This is a genomic window from Kaistia sp. SLG-1 (assembly GCF_059699055.1).
In genome coordinates this window covers 1107123-1127908 of sequence record NZ_AP048544.1, presented here as the reverse complement: position 1 = coordinate 1127908, position 20786 = coordinate 1107123, and the positions used below count along the sequence as shown (strand labels likewise).

Here is a 20786-nt window from a genome sequence, read left to right as displayed (position 1 = left end):
GGCAACAATCGTGGCGGCAGCTCCAGCGAGCACAGATGCCGGCGCACAATTTCGAGCCATCAAACGGGGGTTTGGGACATGGGCAAGAAACTTCTTTCGCTGGCGCTCGCCGCCGGTCTGACGGCGCTGTCATCCGGCGCCTATGCCGAGGGCATCGCCGGCGCGCCGGCGCCGTTCGACAAGGGCGGCGTCAAGATCGCCGTCATCAGCTTCCTCGGCTCGGGCGACTGGCTGCAGGCCTTCGAGGCCGGCGTGAAGCGCCAGGCCGAGGCGCTCGGCATCGACGCCAACGTCTCGCAGGCGCGCAACGACATCAACGCCCAGCGCGAACTGATCCAGCAGGCGGTCAATCTCGGCGTCAAGGGCATCGTCATCAACAACGGCCAGCCGGAAGCCCTGAAGGACGTCGCCCAGGCGGCCATCGACGCCGGCATCCCGGTCGTCGCCTATGACGTCAACCTCGACAACGCCAAGATCCCGCAGATCGAGCAGTCGGACGCCGACATGGCGCGCCTCGTGCTCGAGCAGGCGGTCAAGGAGCAGGGCGAGACCTTCGACGGCGGCGCCGTCTATGTCGCCGGCTTCGCGCCGCTCGACCGCCGCTATGCCGTCTGGAAGGACTTCGAGAAGAAGTATCCGGGCATCAAGGAAGTCGCCACCTGGGGCGTCGTCAACGACAGCGTCCCGGCCTCCGTCGCCGACCAGACCAAGGCCGTGCTCGCCGCCAACCCGACGCTCTCCGTCGTATTCACTCCCTGGGACGAGTTCGCCCGCGGCGTGAAGCTCGCGATCGACGAGGCCGGCGTCAGCGACAAGGTCAAGATCTACGGCGTCGACATCTCGACCTCGGACATCCAGGCCATGCTCGAGCCGAACAGCCCGTGGGTCGCCACCGCCGCCACCAACCCGGCCGTCGTCGGCGAGGTCTCGGTGCGTGCGCTCGCCCAGCTGATCGCCGGCCAGGATCCCGGCCGCTCGGTGCTGATCCAGCCGACTCTGGTCACCAAGAAGGACCTCGTCGACAACAACATCAAGACGATCGAGGAACTGCAGGACAAGTTCCCGGCCTTCAAGGACAGCGACGCCGCCAAGGCCGACTGGATCCCGGCTTCGAAGTGAGGCCAGCAAACACTCCGACGTCATCCCGGGCTTGACCCGGGATGACGTCGCCCCCTTCCCTTCACCTCTCCCTGAGGGAGAGGTCGACGCACGAAGTGCGGCGGGTGAGGGTTTAGGGACCTATCCGGTGAGGGCGTAAACCCTCACCCGGACCTGCGGTCCGACCTCTCCCTCAGGGAGAGGTGAAGAAAGAAACTCGCTTCGCCGCGACCGCACGCGCGGCAAAATCACGACTGAACAAGAAGCCGCCAAACGCCATGACGCTGCCGACGCCCGATTTTGCCAAGAACATCCGCCTGATCGGCCATTCCGACCAGGGCGGGCGGCCGGATGCGCTGCAGGTCATGGTGCATCGCGGCTTCGCCTATGTGGCGCATCCCTGGTCGCAGGGCTTTTCCATCATCGACGTGCGCGATCCGAAGAACCCGGGCGAGACCGTCTTCGTGCCGGCGCCGCCGAACACCTGGACGATCCACCTGCAGACGCATGACGATCTGCTGCTCGTCATCCATGCGCGCGACCTGTTCGCCGACGCCGCCTTCGCGGTCGACGAGAAGGTCTACTACACGAAATCGGTCGGCGAGACCGTCGGCACCGCCGCCGGCAAGGTGTCCCGCAACTGGTCGGCCGGCATGGCGATCTATGACATCTCGAAGCCGACGGCGCCGCGCCAGATCGGCTTCTTCCCCGTCGACGGCGTCGGCATCCATCGCATCTGGTATGTCGGCGGCCGCTACGCCTATGTCTCGGCGCTGCTCGACGGCTACAGCGACTACATCTTCCTGATCGTCGACCTGCAGGATCCGACCAGGCCGGTCGAGGCCGGTCGCTGGTGGATCCCCGGCATGCACCTGGCCGGTGGCGAGCAGCCGACCTGGGGCGACGGCCGGCGCTATGCGCTGCATCACGGCCTGGTCGAGGGCGACACCGCCTATGCCTGCTGGCGCGACGGCGGCCTCACCATCCTCGATATCGCCGACAAGTCATCGCCAAAACTGATCACGCACAAAAACTGGTCGCCGCCCTTCGGCGGTGGCACGCACTCCGCCCTGCCGCTGCCGAAGCGCGACCTCCTCGTCGTCGCCGACGAGGCCGTGCTCGACCACGAGGAAGACGGCCGCAAGCACACCTGGATCTTCGATATCAGGGACAAGGCGAACCCGATCTCGATATCAACGCTGCCGACGCCGTCCGAGGCCGACTACACCGCCAAGGGCGGCCATTTCGGCCCGCACAATCTGCATGAGAACCGGCCGGGCAGTTTCGTCTCCGACACGCTCATCTTCGCCACCTACCAGAACGCCGGCGTGCGCGTGTTCGACATCTCGAACCCCTATGAGCCGAAGGAAACCGGCGCGCTGGTGCCGGCGGCGCCGGAGCGCATGGTCGACAAGCGGGGAAATCGTCCCCGCGTGATCCAGTCGGCCGACCTCTTCGTCGATGCCAACGGCATCATCTATTCGACCGATTACAATGCCGGCCTCGCCATCATGGAGTATGAGGGGTGAGCTGAGCCTAGGGGCGGCGCCCTCTTCGCCCTCCCCCTTGTGGGGAGGGTCGGGGTGGGGGTACCAGCGCCGAAGCCGAAGAATGAACGCCAGGGGTAGCGGCTCTCTGTAGACCGAGCCGGTACCCCCTCCCTGACCCTCCCCACAAGGGGGAGGGAATTCCGCCTGAGCCTGTCAACGTCCAGTCCCGAACCGAGCCGCCTTGACCACCTCCCCCGCCAACATCGTCGTCTCCGTCAGGGCCATCGAAAAATCCTTCGGCCCGACGCGGGCGCTCGCCGGCGCGGATCTCGAGGTTGGGGCTGGCGAGATCGTGGCGCTGATGGGGGCGAATGGCGCCGGCAAGTCGACGCTGGTCAAGATCCTCTCCGGTTCGATCACCGCCGACAGCGGCACCATCCTTTTGAACGGCAAGGCGGTCTCGTTCGCCTCGCCGGCCGGGGCGCAGGCGGCCGGCGTCGCCACCGTGCACCAGGCGACCGACCAGGCCGGCGCGGCGGGGCTGACGGTCGCCGAGAACCTGACGCTGAACGAGCTCTGCGGCACCGGCAGCTTCTTCGTCTCGCCGCGCTCGACCCGCAAGCGCGCGAAGGAAATCGCGGCGCTGATCGACCTCGACCTGCCGCTCGACCGCGACTTCATCGACCTCCGCCCGGCCGAGCGCCAGCTGATCGCCATCGCCCGCGCCGTCGCGGCCAAGGCCTCGGTGCTGATCCTCGACGAGCCGACCTCGAGCCTCTCGGCGACCGAGGCCGAGCGGCTCTTCGCCGTGCTGCGCCGGCTGAAAGAGAGCGGCATCGCCATCCTCTACATCTCGCACCGGACCGGAGATCTCGCGGCGATCGCTGACCGCGCCGTCGTGCTGCGCGGCGGCAAGGTCGTCGCCTCCTTCGCGCGGCCGATCGATTTTTCCGCGGCCATCGCCGCCATGATCGGGCGGACGCTCGACGCCGGCGCGCATGCCCCGACCATCTCGACCGCGCCGGTCCTCGCCTCGATCCGCAAGGCGCGGCTGATCCCCGGCGCCCGGCCGTTCGACCTCGATCTGCGCTCCGGCGAGGTCGTCGCCATCACCGGCACCCTCGGCTCGGGCAAGAGTCGTTTGTTGCGCGCCCTGTTCGGGCTGGAGCCGCTGGTCGAGGGTTCGTTCACGCTCGACGGCAAGCCCTGGCTCTCGAACGGGCCCGCACGCTCGATCGACAACGGCGTGTTCATGGTGGCGGAGGACCGCTGGGCCTCGTCGCTGCTGCCGCCCGAGATCCCAGGCGCCTCGATCGCCGGCACCATCGCGCTGCCGCATCTGCCGCGCTGGTTCCCGCTCGGCATCTTGCGCGAAACACGCGAGCGCCTGGTCGCCTCGGAGGCGATCGGCCGGCTCGGCATCAAGGCCCGCAGCCCCGACGACACGCTGGACCAGCTTTCCGGCGGCAACCAGCAGAAAGTCGTCTTGGCGCGCTGGCAGGCGGCGCCCTGCCGGCTGCTGCTGCTCGACGAGCCGTTCCAGGGCGTCGATGTCGGCGCGCGCGCCGACCTGATCGCCGCCATCCGCAACAGCCAGTCCGGCTCGGCGACGCTGATCGCCACCAGCGACACGGAAGAGGCGCTCGAGGTTGCCGACCGCATCCTCGTCATGCGCGACCACTCCCTTTACGAGGCCGACGGCAGCCAGGAGGGCGGCCTCGCCGCCGTCATCGGCAGCGTCGAAAGCGCCGAGACCCGGGCCGACGGCACAGGACAGACACCATGACCGACCACGCTGCATCCTCGTCGAAGCCGGCCTCGACCTTCGCGGAGACGGGGCGCAAATATGCGCTCTTCGTGCTCCTGGCGCTGATGCTGGTTGGGTTCTGGTACGCCCAGCCCGCCTTCATCAACTCGGCCAACCTGTTCTCCATCCTGCAGGCGGTGTCCGTCGTCGCCATCCTCGGCGTCGGCGTCTCGATCACCATGTCGGCCGGTGGCTTCGATCTCTCCGTCGGCAGCGTCGCCGCCTCCTCGGTGATGGCGGCGAGCTACGCCATGGTCGTCCTGCAGATGAACGCGGTCGAGACGCTCGGCCTCGTGCTGCTGATGGGTGCCTTCATCGGGCTCGTGAACGGCCTGTTGATCGTGCGCGTCGGCGTGCCCGACCTCTTGGCGACGCTCTCGACCATGTTCCTGCTGGCCGGCCTGCAGCTGATCCCGACCGGCGGGCGCTCGATCACCGCCGGCATGACCCTGCCGAACGGCACGACGGCGCCCGGCGCCTATGATCCGGCCTTCCTCATCCTCGGTCGCGGGCGGTTGTTCGACACGGTGCCCTACCCCGTCATCGTCATGGCTGTCGTCGCCATCCTCGCCTGGTTCCTGATGGAGCGGACGCGCTGGGGCCGCGTGTTCTATGCGATCGGCGGCAACGAGACGGCGGCGCATCTCGCCGGCGCGCCGACCAAGGCGTATCGCCTCTGGGCCTATGTCATCTCCGGCACGCTCGCCTCGCTCGGCGGGCTCATCGTCGCCTCGCGCGTCGGACGCGGCGACGTCTCGGCCGGCAATTCGCTGCTGCTCGATTCCGTCGCCGCCGCGCTGATCGGCTTCGCCGTTCTCGACAAGCGCCGGCCGCACGTGCTCGGCACCGTGCTCGGCGCGATCTTCGTCGGCGTGCTCCTGAACGGCCTCACCATGCTGAACGCGCCCTATTACACGCAGGACTTCGTCAAGGGCGTCGTCCTCGTCGGCGCGCTGGCGCTGACCTTCGGCCTCGGCAAGAAGAAGCGGTAGTCCGGCGCCCGCTTCCCCTGCGTCGAGGGGCGGGCGGAGCGGGCAACCTTCCCTCACGTTTTCTTGACGTAAACCGGTGCACCGGCCGCTCGAACAGCGCTGGTTCCGGTCGCAGCGATCCGCTATGCAACCAATCCATGCACCGGACAGTCAGGGCGCCTTCAGGCCCTGTCGCCGTACCGAATGGCATTGCATCGACGACCGTCAACGAAATATCGGGATATCGGACTGACCTAGAATGATCATCGTCAGCGCAGGCGACACCAAGTTCGTCCCAGGCATGATGATGCTCATTTACTCAGCATGGATCAACAACCGGAACGCCCGCTTCTATGTCGTCGACGCCGGCATCAGTCCGGACGGGCGCAAGAAGCTTTCGGCCTTCTGCGCCGACCATGGCATTTCCTGCGAGATCGTTGGCGTCGACCCCGCGTTTCTGGCCCGGTTGCCGAAGAGCGTGAACTGGTCGCCCGCCATGTATGCGCGGCTCTTCATTCCCGATCTTCTCGCCGAACACGACAAGGCCATCTATATCGACGGCGACGCGGTGGTGAATTCGGACATTTCGGAGCTCTGGCAGCTCGATCTCGGCAGGGATCTGGTCGCCGGCGCGCTCGACGGGCTGATGACGCCGGCGTTCCTGGCGGACATCGGACTCCGGCCCGACCAGTACATCAACTCCGGCGTCCTGGTGATGAACCTCGCCCTCTGGCGCGCCGAGCGGATCGCGGAGCAGGCGATCGCGCTACTGCTCGACCGGCCCGGGCTGGAGTTTCCGGACCAGACGGCGATCAACCTCGTCGCCCGGGACCGCGTTCGCTACATCGACCGCAAGTTCAACTTCTTCGCGCGCGAATACACCCGCTTCCCGAAGATGATCCCGCGCATCATCCACTATCCCGGCCCCGACAAGCCGTGGAGCAACAAGCGCTCACCGCTGGCGGATGTCTTCGATGCCTATCGCGAGGTGTCCGGCGCCGATATTCCGAAGCCGAAGCGCGGCTGGCAGTTCAAGACCTTCCGGCGGACGGTATTCGGCCTGTTGACGCTGCGGCCGAAGCACTGGCGCCGGCTTCGCTACCGGCTCCACTACCGGTCGACATTCATCGACCCGCATGTCGCGGAGCTGCGCGCCAAGGCGATGGCGGCGCGCGCACCGGCCCCCGAGGGCAGCGGGGCCTGAGCCCCCGCCAACTTGCCTCAGATCGCCTTCGCGGCGGCGACGATGTCTTCCGGCGTGCGGAAGCTTGCCGGCTCGAGCAGGAAGGCGCGCGCGAGCTCGATGGTTTTCGTCTCCAGCGGCGCGCGGCGGGCCGGATCGGCGATCCGCTCGAAATCCGCATTGTGGGCGAAGCCGAGGATACGGCGGATCGTCTTGACGCCGGCATAGCCGACCGCGTCGGCGAAGATCCGGTCGAGGAAGACCTCGCGCGCCGCCGCGAGCACGGTGGCGTCGGCGGGGTTGCCGAACATGGTGACGGGATAGGCGTCGCCGCGGGCGCTCGTCTCCCAGAGCGACAGGAAGCGCGTCTTGAAAGCGTTCCAGAACACCGGCACCTGGTCGAGCACCCAGTCGGCCTGCTCGCGCCGGTCGTCCGCCGCCGTCGCGTGGCCGGGCTGCGCCAGGTAGTTCATGACGAGATTGGCGAGGAAAGCGCCGACGTCGAAGCCGATCGGCCCGACGAAGGAGAATTCCGGGTCCATGACGCGCGTGTCGGTCTCGGTGACCATGACCGAGCCGGTGTGCAGGTCGCCATGGATCAGCGCCTGTCCCTCGGTCAGGAAGCGCCAGCCGAAATGGGCGACCGCCGCCTTCAGCACGGAATCGGAGCGGAAGCGCGCCGCGAGGCCATCGAGCTCCGGGCTGGTCCAGCGGTTGCGCGGCGACGGGCTCAGCGGATCGGAGAACACCACCTCGGCGGTGATGCGGATCAGCGAGGTGTTCTTGGCGAAGCGCGCCGTCAGCTCCGCCTTTTCCTCGATGGTGGCGCCGAAATCGGAGGTGGCGAAGGTCGAGCGGGCGGCGAAATCGCCGACATGCGCGGCAGCCTGCGGATAGCGCCGGCCCTCGATCAGGCCGCGCCGCAGGATGATGTGCGGCGAGAGCTTCTCCATCACGAAGGCGTAGAGCTTGGGCTCATAGTAGTAGAAGCGCGGAACCAGCCCTTCGACATGCGGCTCGATCGCCCGGTAGTAGGACTGCTCGAAAAAGGCGCGGTCGAGCGGCAGCGGCCAGCTCTCGCCGGCGGCGCGCACATAGGGAAGCGACTGCTTCACGCAGACCGAGCCGTCCAGCCCGTCGACGAGAAAGACGAGGTTCAGATTGCCGTCGCCGACCTCCTCGACCGTCCAGCGCTCCGGGGCGCCGCCGAGCTTCGAGCGGATCTCCGGAAGGCCAGCCAGGAAGGTCCGGACGGAATGGTTGTCGAGGGCCTGGTAGCCGTCGGGAGTATGAAGCGACATCGAACCTGCTCATTCAGTCTGGGAGGGCGCGCGGACGGGACCGCGCGCTCTAACTATTTGTTTTCTCGCGTTTTTTCATGCGAACCGGTATCCGCTTCGCTCGAGAACGCTCTAGCGTCATTTCCAGCCGTAGCGCGTGGCGGCGGCGTCGACCAGCACGGCATAGTCGGCCTCGATCGTCTCGAGCTTCTTGACGAGATCGGAATCCTTGCCGCCGAGGCGCTCGATATAGGCCGCGCCGTCCGGTTGGGCCTTCCAGTCATTGCCGACAAAGCGGGCGACCGCCTTGCCATTGTTGGTAACGGTCGGCTTCAGGGGGCCGAACTCCGCCGCCGCCTTGCTGAGGCCGGCGAGGAAGGCGTCGTGGTCGAGGCCGCTATAGGGCTTGCCGTCGCCATCGGTGACGTTCAGGAAGATCTGGTCGTCGCCGAACACCGTGTAGCCGCCGCCGAGGCCCTGATCGATCGAGGCCGCCTTCTCGAAGAAGGCCTGCGCGACGGTGGAATCGAGCTTGTCGCGCGGATAGGTCACGGTGACGAAGTCGGTCTGGCCGGACGGGTCGTCGAGGCGCGAGACCAGCACGCTTTCCTGGCGGAAGACATAGCCGAGCGCGGCGGCGAAGCGGTCGGCCGCCGCGTCGTCGAGATCGGCCATGGTCTGCAGCGAGGCGTTGGTCTTCAGCAGGTAGCCGCCGGGCGTCACCTCGCTGACCATCTTGGCGTCTTCGACGCCGACGGCGTCGGCGATCTTCGGGACGATCCCGGCCAGCGCCTGCGTGGCGAAGGCGGAGCGCACCGCATAGGGCGCCTCGCCGAGCTTCGGCAGGTCATACCCCGCCGAGGGCGCCGCCTCGTAGGAGATCAGGACCGGCTCGACCGCCTCCGCGGTCGAGAGGGCCATGACGACGAAAGCGGCCCCGAGGGCCGCTTTGCCGAACATGCTGCGTATGGGCAGGCTCATGCATCTCGCTCCATTGCGTCTACTGCGTCGCGACGGGGATCCAGCTGGCGCTCGCCGCGTCGCTCTTGCCGAAAGCCGGCAGCTTCGCGTCGAGATCTTCCACCGTCTTGATGCCGTTGTCGCGCAGATCCTTTTGCGTGATCAGCACGGGCTTCACAACGATATTGTGGCCGGGGTCCTCGCCGGCGATCAGCTTGGCGACGGCGCGCACCGAGACTTCGCCGACGACGGCGGGGTTGGTGGCGACGGTGGCGACCCACGGGCTGCCGTCGGCGGCGATCTCGGTGATATCGGCGGTCGAGACGTCGGCCGAGTAGATCTTCACCTTGTCGGAGATGCCGAGCTCGTCGGTCGCGAGCTTCACGCCGCGGGCGAACTCGTCATAGGGCGCGAACACGACGGTGATGTCGGGATTGGCCTGGAAGGCGGCCTTGGTCTGGTCGGCGGTCGAGGCGGCGGTGGTGTCGTTCACCGCGCCCCAGCGCGCCTTCTCGACGATGCCCGGATTGGCCTTCTTGGTCTCTTCCCAGACCTCGTTGCGGCGGTCGAGCGGCGCGAAGCCGGCGACATAGACATAGCCAGCGTTGAACGACTTGCCGTTGTCGGCGATCGCCTGCTCCAGCGCGGTCTTGGCCAGTTCGTGGTCCGACTGCTCGACCTGGGGAATGGCGGGATTGCCGAGATCGACGTCGAAGGCGACGACCTTGATGCCGGCGTCGAGCGCCTTCTGCGCGACGTCCTTCAGCGCTTCCGGCTGGCCGTGATCGATGATGATGCCCTTGACGCCGAGATTGATCGCCTGCTCGATCTGCTCGCGCTGCTGGGCGGCGTCCTGGCGACCCGGGAAGATCTGCAGGTCGATGCCAAGCGCCTTCGCCTGCTTCTCGGCGCCGGCCTGGTAGGACTGGAAGAAATCGCCGGCCGAGATGAAGGTGACCAGCGCCACCTTGACGCCGCCCTTGTCGAACGGAGCCGGGGCGCCGGCAATGCCTTCGCCATAGGCGGGGGCGCCGAGCAGGCTGGTGGCCAGCAGGCCCGCGCCGGCAAGACCGAATGCGAAACGCTTCATGCTAAACTCTCCCTGTGTTCCGTCCGGTCGGGGCTGCGACCCGAGAACGCGCTGTAATTCGACTGCGAAGTTGCAATATAATTCTGATAGCGCGACGGCTTACGCTGGCGGAACGAAGGATTTTCTCTTTCATGGGCCCGGATTGGGAAATTTGATCTCCCGCGCGCGCCCGCGCGTGGTTTAGCTAGTATGGTGGCGCCCGGACCCGTTCCGGGACGCTTTTTTGACGGAGGTTGCGCGGTTGGCGCAGACGATTCCCCTGAAGACCGAAACCGGCGCGCCGGACACGGCCGATATCGTGCAGAAGGCGGTCGCGGGCGTCATCGCCGCCGGCCGGAACGCGTCGCTGCGCCACTGGGTGCCGGCGACATCGGGCAATTTCTCCGTCCGCATCGATGCCGACCAGATCGCGATCACCCGCTCGGGCGTCGACAAGGGCAACCTCGTCCCGTCCGACATCCTGATCCAGCCGCTCGGCGAGCCGCTGCTGCCGGGCTCCTCGGCGGAAGCCGAGCTGCACACCGCCCTCTACCGGCAACGGCCGGAACTCGGCGCAATCTTCCACGTCCACAGCCCGGCGGCGACCGTGCTGTCGCGGCTGGCGCTTCACGAAGGCACGCTGACGCTGACCGGCTGGGAGCTGCAGAAGGCGCTCGCCGGTGTCAGGACGCATGAAGCAATTGTCGAAGTGCCCGTCTTCGCCAATGATCAGGACATCCCGGCCCTGTCCGGCCGGGTCGAGGCGCGCCTGGCGCAGCCGACGACCCGCCAGGGGGCTATTCCCGCGCCCGGCTATCTCTTGGCCGGACACGGTGTCTATGCATGGGGCGCCACCGAAGGCGATGCCGCCCGTCATCTTGAAGCGCTCGAAACGCTGTTCGAATTCGAGCTTTCCTACAGGAGGTTCACGCCATGACCACGCTGACCATCTATCCGGACAAGGATCCGGCCAACCCCGTCACCGTCACGTCCGATCCGGCCGAGATCGCCGCCGAGCTCAACAAGGTCGGCGTGCTGTTCGAGCGCTGGAAGGCCGGCGCCGAGCTCGCCGCCGATGCCAGCCATGAGGACATCCTCGCCGCCTACAAGCCGGAGATCGACCGGCTTTCGGCCGCCGAGGGCTACAAGACGATCGACGTGATGCGCATCACGCCGGACAATCCCAACAAGCAGACGATCCGCACCAAGTTCCTCGACGAGCACACGCATGACGAGGACGAAGTCCGTTTCTTCGTCGAGGGATCGGGCGCGTTCTACCTGCATCTCGGCGACAAGGTCTACCAGGTGGTCTGCACCCGCGACGACCTCTTGTCGGTGCCGGCCGGCACGCTGCACTGGTTCGACATGGGCCCGGAGCCGAACTTCACCTGTATCCGCCTGTTCATCTCGCCGGATGGCTGGGTCGCGAACTTCACCGGCGACAAGATCGCCTCGACGATCCCCGCCTTCGGCGAAGGCGTCGCGGCGTAATTGCTTCCCTAAACCCTCGCCCGCTCGCGGGAGAGGGTTGCCTCCCCTTGAACCCTCCCCTTGAGGGAGGGTCGAAAACGCGCCAGCGTTTTCGGGGAGGGGCGACCGGCAGATCGACCTGCCTCGGGGGCCCTGCATGACAAGAGCCCCCTCCCCAGAAACTCGACCATCATCCTGAGGTGCCCGGCGAAGCCGGGCCTCGAAGGAGGGTCCAGGGAACGCCCTCTCTTCTTAACCTCCCTGAGGGAGAGGTCGACGGCCGAAGGGCCGGCGGGTGAGGGTTTACGGCCTCACCGGATGGTTCCCTACCCCCTCACCCGGCCCTGCGGGCCGACCTCTCCCCATGGGAGAGGTAAGGGGCAACGGGGTCCGGCCGCATGGATCCATCCCTCGAAGAGCCCCCTCCCCAAAACCGCCGAGGCGGTTTTGACCCTCCCTCAAGGGGAGGGTTCCAAGGGGAGCCCCCGTCACGCCACTTCCCAGACCACCCGCTCGAAGCTCGCCGCCGGAGCCACCGTCGCCAGCAGGTTCGGCAGGTCGCGGGAATAGTCGACGGCCCCCTTCTCCACCCCGCCGAGCACGGCCAGCTCGATCTCGTCATAGGCGCGGCCGGCGGCGATCAGATTGACCAGCGCCACCTGCAACGGGCCGAGGCTCGGATTGAAGGCGACGTTCTCCAGCGCCGCGCCGGTGATGACGCTGCCGTCGACGAGCCGAAGCGCCACGGCGGACGGCGCGCGGCCATAGGGCACATAGGCGAACTGGCCGGCGGCGATGAGCGTCTGTTCGAGGGCCGGCATATCCGCGATCTCCGAATGCACTACTGCGAGCGCCTGCCGGATTGAGCCCGGCGCCAACGGCGTCACGCCCGCTTCCCCGAGATCGGCGGGCGAGAAGGCCCAGGGCAGCAGGTCGCGGAGCGGGATCCGGTGTCCCTGCATGGTGATGATATCGACGTCCAGTCCGCCCCTGAACTCGGCCAGGAACTGGCGGCAATGGCCGCAGGGCGGCGCGGCCTCGAGCGCGATCGCCGCGATCGACGTGCCGCGCGAGAAGGCGCGCGCCGACAGGAACTGCTCGCCATGGATCGCCTCGCCGAGATTGGCGCCGGGGAATTCGACATTGCCGCCGAGGAGGAGCGCGCCGGTCTCGCGCTCCAGCGCCACCGCGCCGATGGTGAAATTCGAGATCGGCGGCCGCGCCACGTTGCGCGCGAACGGCACCAGCAGCAGCATCAGCTCGCGGATGTCAGCGAGGCCGTGCCGCGCGACCAGCTCGGCGGCGACATCGGCCGAGAGGACGAGGCCATCCTCCGGCGGGCGAGGCTCCGCCAGCTTGGCCGCGACCTCGGCGTTGAGCGCCGGCTCGACCGTTTCGAGCAGCGCCTCGCAACGAAGGCCGATGGCGGCGTCCGGACGGAACCGATCGGGTGAATTCACGCTATACTCCTGCGACAGACATCCAGAATCCGGGTTCAGTCTATCGCGGCCCCATCACGGGGAGGCAAGGCGGCTCCCCCGAAAGACATAGGCGCTCTATCGCTTTTCGACATTTCGAGGTCGATGTCGCATCCGCAGGTTGCTTTGCAGGTCAGAATTATTTCATCCTGCGAATTGGGGCGTCGGCACCGCGCATGCTGAGGTATGCCAGCCATCGTCATCGAGAAGGAATGCGATGATCGAAAAGAAAGACGCGACGGGCCGGAAGATTGCGACGCTGAAGGATGTCGCGGAAGCGTGCGGCCTCTCGATCGCCACCGTATCGCGCTATCTCAACCACTCGATCAAGCTGCCCAAGGCGACGACGGATCGCATCGACGCCGCCATCGCCGCCCTGAGCTACCAGCCCAATCCGCATGCGCGCAGCCTGAGCCTCGGCCGCTCCGAGACCATCGGCCTGGTCGTGCCGGATATCTCCAATCCCTATTTCGCCCATCTCGCCGCCGCGGTCGAACGGGCGGCGTCGGAATTCGGCCTCGGCCTTGTCCTCTGCCCGACGCTGAGCCGGACCGAGCGCGAGCTCGACTATCTGAGCCGGCTGTCGCGCCGCTATGTCGACGGCCTGCTCTTCATCACCAACAATGGCGACGATCCGGCGCTGACGCGGGCGCTGCAGGCGGCAGGCACGGTCGTCCTCGTCGACGACGACGTCGACGGCACGATCGCGCCGACCATCATGGCCGACAGCGAACAGGGCGGCTTTCTCGCCACCACCCATCTGATCGAGGCCGGGCATCGCAATCTCGCCTATGTCGGCGGCCCGGCCGGGCTTTCGAGCAGCCGCAACCGCGTCGCCGGCTTTCGCCGCGCCATCGCCGAATCCGGGCTGGACATGACCATCGCGGCCGAGCTCACCGGCCAGTACTCCTCGGCGCATGGCCGCGAGGCGGCGGACAGGCTCCTCGCGCTCGACCGGCCGCCGACGGCGGTCTTCGCCGCCTCCGACGAGATCGTGCTCGGCATGCTCGCCGTCTTCAAGCAGCGCGGCGTCAAGGTCGGCCCCGACATCTCCGTCGTCGCCTTCGACGATGCCGGCCCGCTCGACCTGTTCGATCCGCCGCTTACCGCCATCCGCCAGCCGGTCGCCGCCATGGGGCGGCTGGCGGTTGAACGCGTGCTCAGCCTGATCAAGGGGGAAATCCGCAGGCCGGATACCGAGATCCTGCCGGTCGAGCTGATCATCCGCGAATCCGTCAAGCCGCCACGTATCTGAGAGCGGCATCTCAAGGGAAGAAAATGGCCAGGAAGAAAGTACTGCTCGTCGGCGAAAGCTGGATGTCGAGCGCCACGCACTACAAGGGTTTCGACCAGTTCGGCAGCGTCACCTTCCATCTCGGCGCCGAGCCGCTGGTGAAGGCGCTGAAGGACAGCGAGTTCGAGCTGACCTACATGCAGGCGCATCAGGCGCCGACCGACCTCCCCTTCACGCTCGAAGGGCTCGACGCCTATGACGCGGTAATCCTCTCCGACATCGGCTCCAATTCGATCCTGCTGCATCCCGACGTCTGGCTACACGGCAAGCCGGTGCCGAACCGCGTCAAGCTGCTGCGCGAATGGACGGAAAAGGGCGGCGGTCTCGTCATGATCGGCGGCTATTTGACCTTCCAGGGCATCGACGGACGCGGGCGCTGGGCGCGCACGGCGGTCGAGCAGGCGCTGCCGGTCGACTGCCTGCCCCATGACGACCGCATCGAGGTGCCGGAAGGTTTCCGCGCCGAGATCACCGGCGACCGCTCGCATCCGATCCTCGCCGGGCTCGACGGCGAATGGCCGATCCTGCTCGGCGCCAACGAGGTCAAGCTCAAGGACCGGCCGGGCGTCGAGCTGCTGGCGCGGCTGCCCGATTCCGACGGCGGCCACCCGCTCCTCGTCACGGGCAGCTATGGCGAGGGCCGCAGCGTCGCCTGGACCTCCGACATCGGCCCGCACTGGCTGCCGAACAGCTTCGTCGAATGGCCGGGCTATGCGCGGCTGTGGAAGAACGTGCTCGGCTGGGTGACCAAGGCGAGCTAGTCGCGGAGCGAGAAGCAAGCCCCTCACCCCACCCTCCCCCGCTCGCGGGAGAGGGCTTTCCGCCCGTGTTGTGTCGACAGAGAGGCTGGCCGCGGTCAGCCCCCTCTCCCGCTTGCGGGAGAGGGTTGGGGTGAGGGTCTGGTGAGGGTCTCTTGGCCCTCAAATTCCCAACATGCTGAGGAGCCCGCAAAGCGGGCGTCTCGAAGCACGCACCACGCCCCCACCGCTCCGGCCAAAGACCTCAGAAAATCCCCAGCGTCCGCTGCAGCGCGTTGGAGAAATGCGCCTGCAGCGCCGCCTCGGCGGCGTCGGCGTCGCGGGCCTTGCAGGCCTCGAGCAGCACCATGTGCTCGCGCAAAGTGCGCATGACGATCGGCGTGGTCAGGGTGCGATCGAGCCGGATCAGCCGCAGATAGTTATGGACGCGGCGATAGGTCGATCCGATCAGCGGATTGCCGAGCGCGCCGATGATCTCGAAATGCAGCACCGCGTCGATGTCGATCATCTCGGGCGCGATCGCCGGCGTGAAGCCGTCGCGCTCCAGCGCCGCGATGCCGCGCTCGTGCCGGGCGATCAGCGCGTCCAGGACTTCCATAGAGGCGGTCTCGGCGAACACACGCACCGCCGGCCGCTCGAGAATGCCGCGCAGCTGGTAGGTGTTCCGCGCCAGCTCGAAATCCGCCTTCAGGAAGCGGATGCCGGAGCGCGGATGGATCGTCAGCAGCCCTTCAGTCTGCAGCACGCGCAGCGCATCGCGCAGCGGCGCCACCGGCACGCCGATCAGCTTCACCAAATCGTTCTGCGAGACGAAGGCGCCGGCCGGCAGCTCGCGTCCGAACAGCATGTCGAGAATGCGCTCATAGGCGACCTCGCTCAGCGACACGGTGACGGAATCGCCCTCGCGCTCCGTCGGTTCGGTCGCGCCGGCATCTTGCGAAGAAAGGAGATCTGATCTATCAGATCGCTTACGTGACATATCAACTCTCATTCTTGATCGATTAAGCGAGCATAGCATGCGTATCGTGGATTTCCGAATTGTCCGTTTCCAGTTCGCCCGCGACCGTGTGATCGGCGACAGCCAGGTCCGCATCGCGCATGCGCATGTCGCGACGATCGAGTTGATCGCCGACAACGGCATGGTCGGTCTCGGCTTCCTCGCGACGCTATTCAACCCGCTGCCCGCGCAGGCCGAGATCGAGCGGATCTTCCGCGCCGAGATCTGGCCAGGCCTCGAGGGCCAGGCCCCGGCGGCGCTGGTTCACCGCGTGCGCCGGCCGCGCGGCGGCAACATCCGCGGCGCCTCGCTCCCCTTCGGCGAAGGCGTCGACCAGGCGCTCTGGGATCTCGCCGCCAAGGAACTCGACATGCCGCTCTGGAAGCTGCTCGGCGGCAGCAAGACGCGGGTCAAGGCCTATGCCAGCGGCCTCGATTTCCACCTCTCGGACGATGATTTCTGCGCGCTGTTCGACCACGCCGCGTCGATCGGCTACCGAGCGTTCAAGATCAAGGTCGGCCATCCCGACATCGAGCGCGACCTGCACCGCCTCGACCTGCTGGTGAAGACCGTCGGCAAGCCCGAGGCGATCATGATCGACGCCAACGAGGGCTGGTCGCCGCAGCAGACCGTCCGCAACATGAACAAGATCCGGGATGCCGGCTTCGACATCCTGTGGATCGAGGATCCCTGCCTGCGCTACGATTTCGAGGGGTTGAAGATGATCCGGGCCGGCTGCCCGTTCACGCTGGTGAATTCGGGCGAATATTTCGACGCGCACGGCAAGCGCCAGCTGATCGAGGCGCGCGGCACCGACATGATCAACGTGCACGGCTTCGTCTCCGAGGTGATGCGCATCGGCTGGCTCGCCGCCGAGCACGGCATTCCCGTCAGCCTCGGCAATTCGTTCCTGGAGATCGGCGTCAACATGGCGATCGCGCTGCCGGAGGTCGAATGGCTGGAATACTCGTTCCAGAATTTCGACCATCTGGTCGAGACGCCTTTCGAGATCCGCGACGGCTGGATCCATGCGCATGACCGCCCCGGCCACGGCCTGGTGCTTTCCGAAAGCGCGCGCAGCGAATGGGCCGTGCCCGAGGTGCTGGCGAACGACGCCCTGCCGCCGGGACCGGTGAACACGCGCCTGCCGCACTAGGCCGGCCGCAAGCCGACAATGCCCGCCGCCGCGCTCGCCGGCAGCGGGCAAGGGGAACGATAAGCGAGGGAGGAGACCTCTAATGAAGACGACGAAAACGCTTCTGCGCCTCGGCACGAGGCTCGCCGGCACGCTGGCCGTCACCATCGGCGCCATGTCGATCGCCAGCGCCGAGAACGTCACGCTGACGGTCTGGGACTGGAAGTCCGGCGATCCGACGACGACGGCGTATTACGACAAGGTGAAGGCCGATTTCGAGGCCGCGCATCCCGGCGTGACGATCAAATACGTCATGCAGCCGCACGACCAGTACTACACCCTGCTCGGCACGGCGATCGCCGCCAGCAAGGGGCCGGATGTCGTGCTGGTGCATGGCGGTTCGCAGGCGAAGGAACGCATCGCCGCGCTGACCAAGCTCGACGACAAGGTCGCCGACATCAGAACGCGCGTCGCCGGCTGGGACGAGTTCGCCGGTCCCGACGGCAGCGTCTATGCCGTGCCGATCTCGATCCAGGGCCTCGCCGTCTACTACAACAAGGAACTCTACAAGAAGGCCGGGCTCGATCCCGAGAAGACGCCGAAGAGCTGGGCCGAGCTCAAGGCGGTCTGCGAGGCGCTGAAGGCCGCCGGCACCACCTGCTTCGCGCTCGGCAACAAGGAAGGCTACGGCGCCGACTTCTTCTATTCCTCCGCCGCCGCCAACGCGCTGACGCCGGCGCAGCAGGCGGCCTGGACCGCCGGCGACCTCAAATGGTCGAGCCCGGAGATCAAGGCGATCGTCCAGGCCTGGGTCGATACCCAGAAGGACGGCTGGTACGCGGAAGGCGCCAACTCGACCGCCAAGTTCATGGACGAATACCAGAGCTTCGAGCGCTCGGAGAACGCCAACACCATCGGCCTGCTCTCGGACGTGGCGCACTGGAAGGAATTCGACGAGTTCCTCGAGCCGCAAAATGTCGGCGTCTTCGTCATGCCGCCGGTCACGACCAGCGTGAACGAGACGCTGCTGATGCCGCTCGCCGGCGGCATCGGCTACGCGGTGACGAAATTCTCGCCGAACCAGGACCTCGCCATCGCGCTCGCGAAGAGCTTCGCCGAGACGCCTGCGATGCAGGTGTTCTTCGAGGCCGCCGGCGCGGTGCCGTCCGATACCGCCGTCGACACCTCGAAGGTCGAGAGCCCCTCGGCCAAGGTCGTGCTCGGCTCGCTCTCGAACGGCGCGGCGCTGCTGCACAACAACACCTCGACGGCCGAGACCGAGGAATGGCATCGCCAGAGCCAGATGCTGTTCACCGGCGAGACCACGGTCGACAAGGCCGTCGCCCGCCTCGACGAAGTCCAGGCGCAGGCGAAGAAGAAGTAGTCTTCGGCCCTGAAGCCGCAGAGTGCATCCACACGCTCGCCGTCATCCCGGGCTTGACCCGGGATCCATTCAGCCGAGACCGATCCCGCGAATCTCCCGGAACCCGGCTGCATGGATCCCCGCCTTCGCGGGGGTGACGGGAGTGGACTGCCGGGTCGCTCCGCGAGCCCCGCGACGATGGTCCGGACGAGATCGCGCTCGCCCGGAACCTCCTCCATTCTGATAGCCAGAAGGCCCCGCGCATGACCGAGATCCTGACCGCAACGGACACCAAGCGCCGCAAGGCCGCCGCCGCGGCGCATGCGGATCCCGGCAGCCGCAGCGTCGAGCGCTTCGCCTATCTGTTCGTGCTGCCGGCCTTAGCGCTGGTCGTCGTCTTCCGGATCGTGCCGCTGATCTGGGGCTTCGGCTATTCCTTCACCGATTATGACGGCATGTCGGCGCCGCGCTTCGTCGGCTTCGACAACTACATCGGCATCGCCAGCGACCCTGTATTCCTCGACAGCCTCGTCAACATGCTGATCCTGCTGGCGACGCTGCCGATCTGGATCGGCCTGCCGCTGGTGCTCGCCATCCTGATCCACCAGGGCGTGCCGGGCGGCAAGCTCTACCGCGCCGTCTATTTCTTCCCGGCCGTGCTCTCCTCCGTCATCGTCGGCGCCATCTTCAACGTGCTGCTGCGCTATGACGGCTCCTTCAACATGTTCCTGAAGGCGCTCGGCTTCTCGGCCGTCGACTGGCTCGGCAATTCGTCGACCGCGCTCTTCAGCCTGATCGCCGTGCAGCTCTGGTCGACCTTCGGCATGAGCCTCCTGATCTTCCTCGCCGGCCTCTCGACCGTGCCGTCCGACATGCTGGAGGCGGCCAAGCTCGACGGCGCGAAGCTGACCCAGACCTGGTGGTACATCGTCATTCCGTCGATCCGGCCGATCATCGAGTTCGCCGCCGTGGTGACGACGATCGGCATGCTGACCGCGATGTTCGGCCTGATCTACGTGCTGACCGCCGGCGGCCCCGGCACCTCGACCATCCTGCCGGAATTCCTGATCTGGCTCGAACAGGGCCGGATGAACCGCCCGGGCTATGCCAGCGCGATCTCGATGGTGCTGTTCCTGATGATGGGTGGCCTCGCCGCCATCCAGATCCGCATCATGTCCCGCAACGCCAGCATCTGAGGAGCACGCCATGGCCGCCGTCCAGACCCGAGAGAAGCGCATCCTCTGGCTGATCTCGATCCCGATGGCGCTGCTCGCGCTCTCGGCCGTCTATCCCGTCTTCTTCGCCGTCAACGCGGCGCTGAAGACGCGAAAAGGCTATGTGCTGGACCGGTTCGGCCTGACCACCGACCCGACCTTCGCCAATTTCGCCCAGGCCTGGAACCAGTCGCGCCTCTCCGAATATTTCACCAATTCCGTCGTCGTCACGGTCGGCGCGGTGCTGGTGCTGCTGGTCGTCGCCTCGATGGCCGGCTTCGCGCTCGCCATCCTGCGCTTCCGCGGCCGCAAGGCGATCTTCATCACCATCCTGGTGTCGCTGATGATCCCGGTGCAGGTCGTGCTGGTGCCGTTCTACCGCACCATGATCGGCCTGAACCTGATCGACAGCCGCCCCGGCCTGATCATCGCTTATACGGCGTTCTTCCTGCCGTTCAGCGTCTATCTGATGACCGCCTTCTACGCCCGCCTCCCGCGCGAATTGTTCGAGGCGGCGCAGATCGACGGCGCCAGCCTCCTGAAGGTCTGGTGGCACATCATGCTGCCGATGGGCAAGCCGGCGCTGGTAACGCTTGGTATTCTGAACACGCTCTATTGCTGGAACGACGTACTGATCTCGCTTTTGGTGCTGCAGGACAAGCGCACGCTGATGGTCGGCATCGCGGCGTTGCGCGGCGAATACACCACCAACGTGCCGCTGCTCGCCGCCGGCATTTGCCTAGCCGCCGCGCCGATCGTGATCCTCTACGTCATCTTCCAGCGCCAGATCGTCAACGGCATCGCCGTCGGCGCCGTGAAGGGATGATTTCCACGCCCGTTCTCCCTTGAACCCTCCCCTTGAGGGAGGGTCAAAACCGCCTTTGCGGTTTTGGGGAGGGGTGCCTTCGGCTCCCCCGCACAAAACACCTGTCCCCATCGCAGCGCCCCCTCCCCGAAAACGCTGTTGCGTTTTCGACCCTCCCTCAGGGGGAGGGTTCAAGCGAAGCGGGAGACCCCAACGACCGAGCCAATCCAGAAAAGCAGAATGCAGCACCGGCGAATGATGGCCGGTCATGGGGGAAGTGCCCACCTGGATTGACCGATAGCGCTCCGGTCCGTTACCGACCCCGCCGGCAGCATTCCACCTTTGCCGGCGGGCGCGACCCTATGCGCCTTGATAACGTACCGTGAACCGGGTTTTATGCGCCTTTGCGGCAGG

General features: G+C 66.7%; 18 protein-coding genes. 13 read left to right on the top strand and 5 right to left on the bottom strand.

Annotated features, from left to right (window positions below; translation table 11 throughout):
* The first annotated feature begins 78 nt into the window (after nt 1–78).
* From AC6HZP_RS05010 to AC6HZP_RS04990, 5 genes are all read left to right on the top strand, one after another.
* Nucleotides 79–1119: a substrate-binding domain-containing protein gene (locus tag AC6HZP_RS05010; RefSeq protein ID WP_497525644.1), complete on the top strand. Its 1041-nt coding sequence runs from the start codon at nt 79–81 to the stop codon at nt 1117–1119.
* 257 nt (nt 1120–1376) lie between these two features.
* Nucleotides 1377–2627, top strand: coding sequence for an LVIVD repeat-containing protein (locus AC6HZP_RS05005; protein WP_497526739.1), 1251 nt, complete (start codon nt 1377–1379; stop codon nt 2625–2627).
* Between the two features lie 202 nt (nt 2628–2829).
* Nucleotides 2830–4374 (top strand): sugar ABC transporter ATP-binding protein, encoded by a 1545-nt coding sequence (locus AC6HZP_RS05000; protein ID WP_497525643.1) that lies wholly within the window; start codon nt 2830–2832, stop codon nt 4372–4374.
* Entirely contained in the window at nt 4371–5387 is a 1017-nt protein-coding gene (locus AC6HZP_RS04995) for an ABC transporter permease (protein WP_497525642.1), read from the top strand. Before AC6HZP_RS05000 ends, AC6HZP_RS04995 begins: the two co-directional genes overlap by 4 nt.
* A gap of 238 nt (nt 5388–5625) precedes the next feature.
* Nucleotides 5626–6570: a glycosyltransferase family 8 protein gene (locus AC6HZP_RS04990; protein ID WP_497525641.1), complete on the top strand. Its 945-nt coding sequence runs from the start codon at nt 5626–5628 to the stop codon at nt 6568–6570.
* A gap of 17 nt (nt 6571–6587) precedes the next feature.
* Here the strand turns inward: AC6HZP_RS04990 and mtnK are convergent, their stop codons facing one another.
* The 3 genes from mtnK to AC6HZP_RS04975 all read right to left on the bottom strand — a co-directional run bounded on the left by mtnK (nt 6588) and on the right by AC6HZP_RS04975 (nt 9879).
* The gene (gene mtnK, locus AC6HZP_RS04985) at nt 6588–7850 is read right to left on the bottom strand and encodes an S-methyl-5-thioribose kinase (RefSeq protein WP_497525640.1); all 1263 of its coding nucleotides are present in this window, start codon (nt 7848–7850) and stop codon (nt 6588–6590) included.
* Between the two features lie 117 nt (nt 7851–7967).
* Nucleotides 7968–8810, bottom strand: a complete 843-nt coding sequence (locus AC6HZP_RS04980; protein WP_497525639.1) for a hypothetical protein — start codon at nt 8808–8810, stop codon at nt 7968–7970.
* A gap of 19 nt (nt 8811–8829) precedes the next feature.
* Nucleotides 8830–9879, bottom strand: coding sequence for a substrate-binding domain-containing protein (locus AC6HZP_RS04975; protein ID WP_497525638.1), 1050 nt, complete (start codon nt 9877–9879; stop codon nt 8830–8832).
* 241 nt (nt 9880–10120) lie between these two features.
* On the opposite strand from AC6HZP_RS04975, the gene mtnB reads away from it, so the two are divergent.
* Nucleotides 10121–10795: a methylthioribulose 1-phosphate dehydratase gene (mtnB, locus tag AC6HZP_RS04970; protein WP_497525637.1), complete on the top strand. Its 675-nt coding sequence runs from the start codon at nt 10121–10123 to the stop codon at nt 10793–10795.
* The gene (locus tag AC6HZP_RS04965) at nt 10792–11349 is read left to right on the top strand and encodes a 1,2-dihydroxy-3-keto-5-methylthiopentene dioxygenase (RefSeq protein WP_201402529.1); all 558 of its coding nucleotides are present in this window, start codon (nt 10792–10794) and stop codon (nt 11347–11349) included. Before mtnB ends, AC6HZP_RS04965 begins: the two co-directional genes overlap by 4 nt.
* Nucleotides 11350–11816: 467 nt before the next feature.
* Here AC6HZP_RS04965 and cdd read toward each other — a convergent pair whose 3' ends face one another.
* Nucleotides 11817–12788 (bottom strand): cytidine deaminase, encoded by a 972-nt coding sequence (gene cdd / locus AC6HZP_RS04960; RefSeq protein WP_497525636.1) that lies wholly within the window; start codon nt 12786–12788, stop codon nt 11817–11819.
* Nucleotides 12789–13023: 235 nt separating this feature from the next.
* Here cdd and AC6HZP_RS04955 point away from each other — a divergent pair, with 235 nt between their 5' ends.
* Nucleotides 13024–14061, top strand: a complete 1038-nt coding sequence (locus AC6HZP_RS04955; RefSeq protein WP_497525635.1) for a LacI family DNA-binding transcriptional regulator — start codon at nt 13024–13026, stop codon at nt 14059–14061.
* Between the two features lie 23 nt (nt 14062–14084).
* Nucleotides 14085–14861 (top strand): glutamine amidotransferase, encoded by a 777-nt coding sequence (locus tag AC6HZP_RS04950; RefSeq protein ID WP_497525634.1) that lies wholly within the window; start codon nt 14085–14087, stop codon nt 14859–14861.
* Nucleotides 14862–15102: 241 nt separating this feature from the next.
* Here AC6HZP_RS04950 and AC6HZP_RS04945 read toward each other — a convergent pair whose 3' ends face one another.
* On the bottom strand, nt 15103–15744 hold the full coding sequence (locus AC6HZP_RS04945) for a GntR family transcriptional regulator (RefSeq protein WP_244669802.1): 642 nt from the start codon (nt 15742–15744) through the stop codon (nt 15103–15105).
* A gap of 130 nt (nt 15745–15874) precedes the next feature.
* Here AC6HZP_RS04945 and AC6HZP_RS04940 point away from each other — a divergent pair, with 130 nt between their 5' ends.
* The 4 genes from AC6HZP_RS04940 to AC6HZP_RS04925 all read left to right on the top strand — a co-directional run bounded on the left by AC6HZP_RS04940 (nt 15875) and on the right by AC6HZP_RS04925 (nt 20393).
* Complete coding sequence (locus tag AC6HZP_RS04940; protein WP_497525633.1) at nt 15875–17011, top strand: mandelate racemase/muconate lactonizing enzyme family protein; 1137 nt, start codon at nt 15875–15877, stop codon at nt 17009–17011.
* Nucleotides 17012–17093: 82 nt separating this feature from the next.
* Nucleotides 17094–18374 (top strand): ABC transporter substrate-binding protein, encoded by a 1281-nt coding sequence (locus tag AC6HZP_RS04935; protein WP_497525632.1) that lies wholly within the window; start codon nt 17094–17096, stop codon nt 18372–18374.
* A 242-nt stretch (nt 18375–18616) separates the two neighbouring features.
* A complete protein-coding gene (locus tag AC6HZP_RS04930; protein WP_201402522.1) occupies nt 18617–19549 on the top strand; it encodes a carbohydrate ABC transporter permease in 933 nt (310 codons plus the stop codon).
* A 10-nt stretch (nt 19550–19559) separates the two neighbouring features.
* Nucleotides 19560–20393, top strand: a complete 834-nt coding sequence (locus AC6HZP_RS04925; RefSeq protein ID WP_497525631.1) for a carbohydrate ABC transporter permease — start codon at nt 19560–19562, stop codon at nt 20391–20393.
* The last annotated feature ends 393 nt before the right edge of the window (nt 20394–20786 follow it).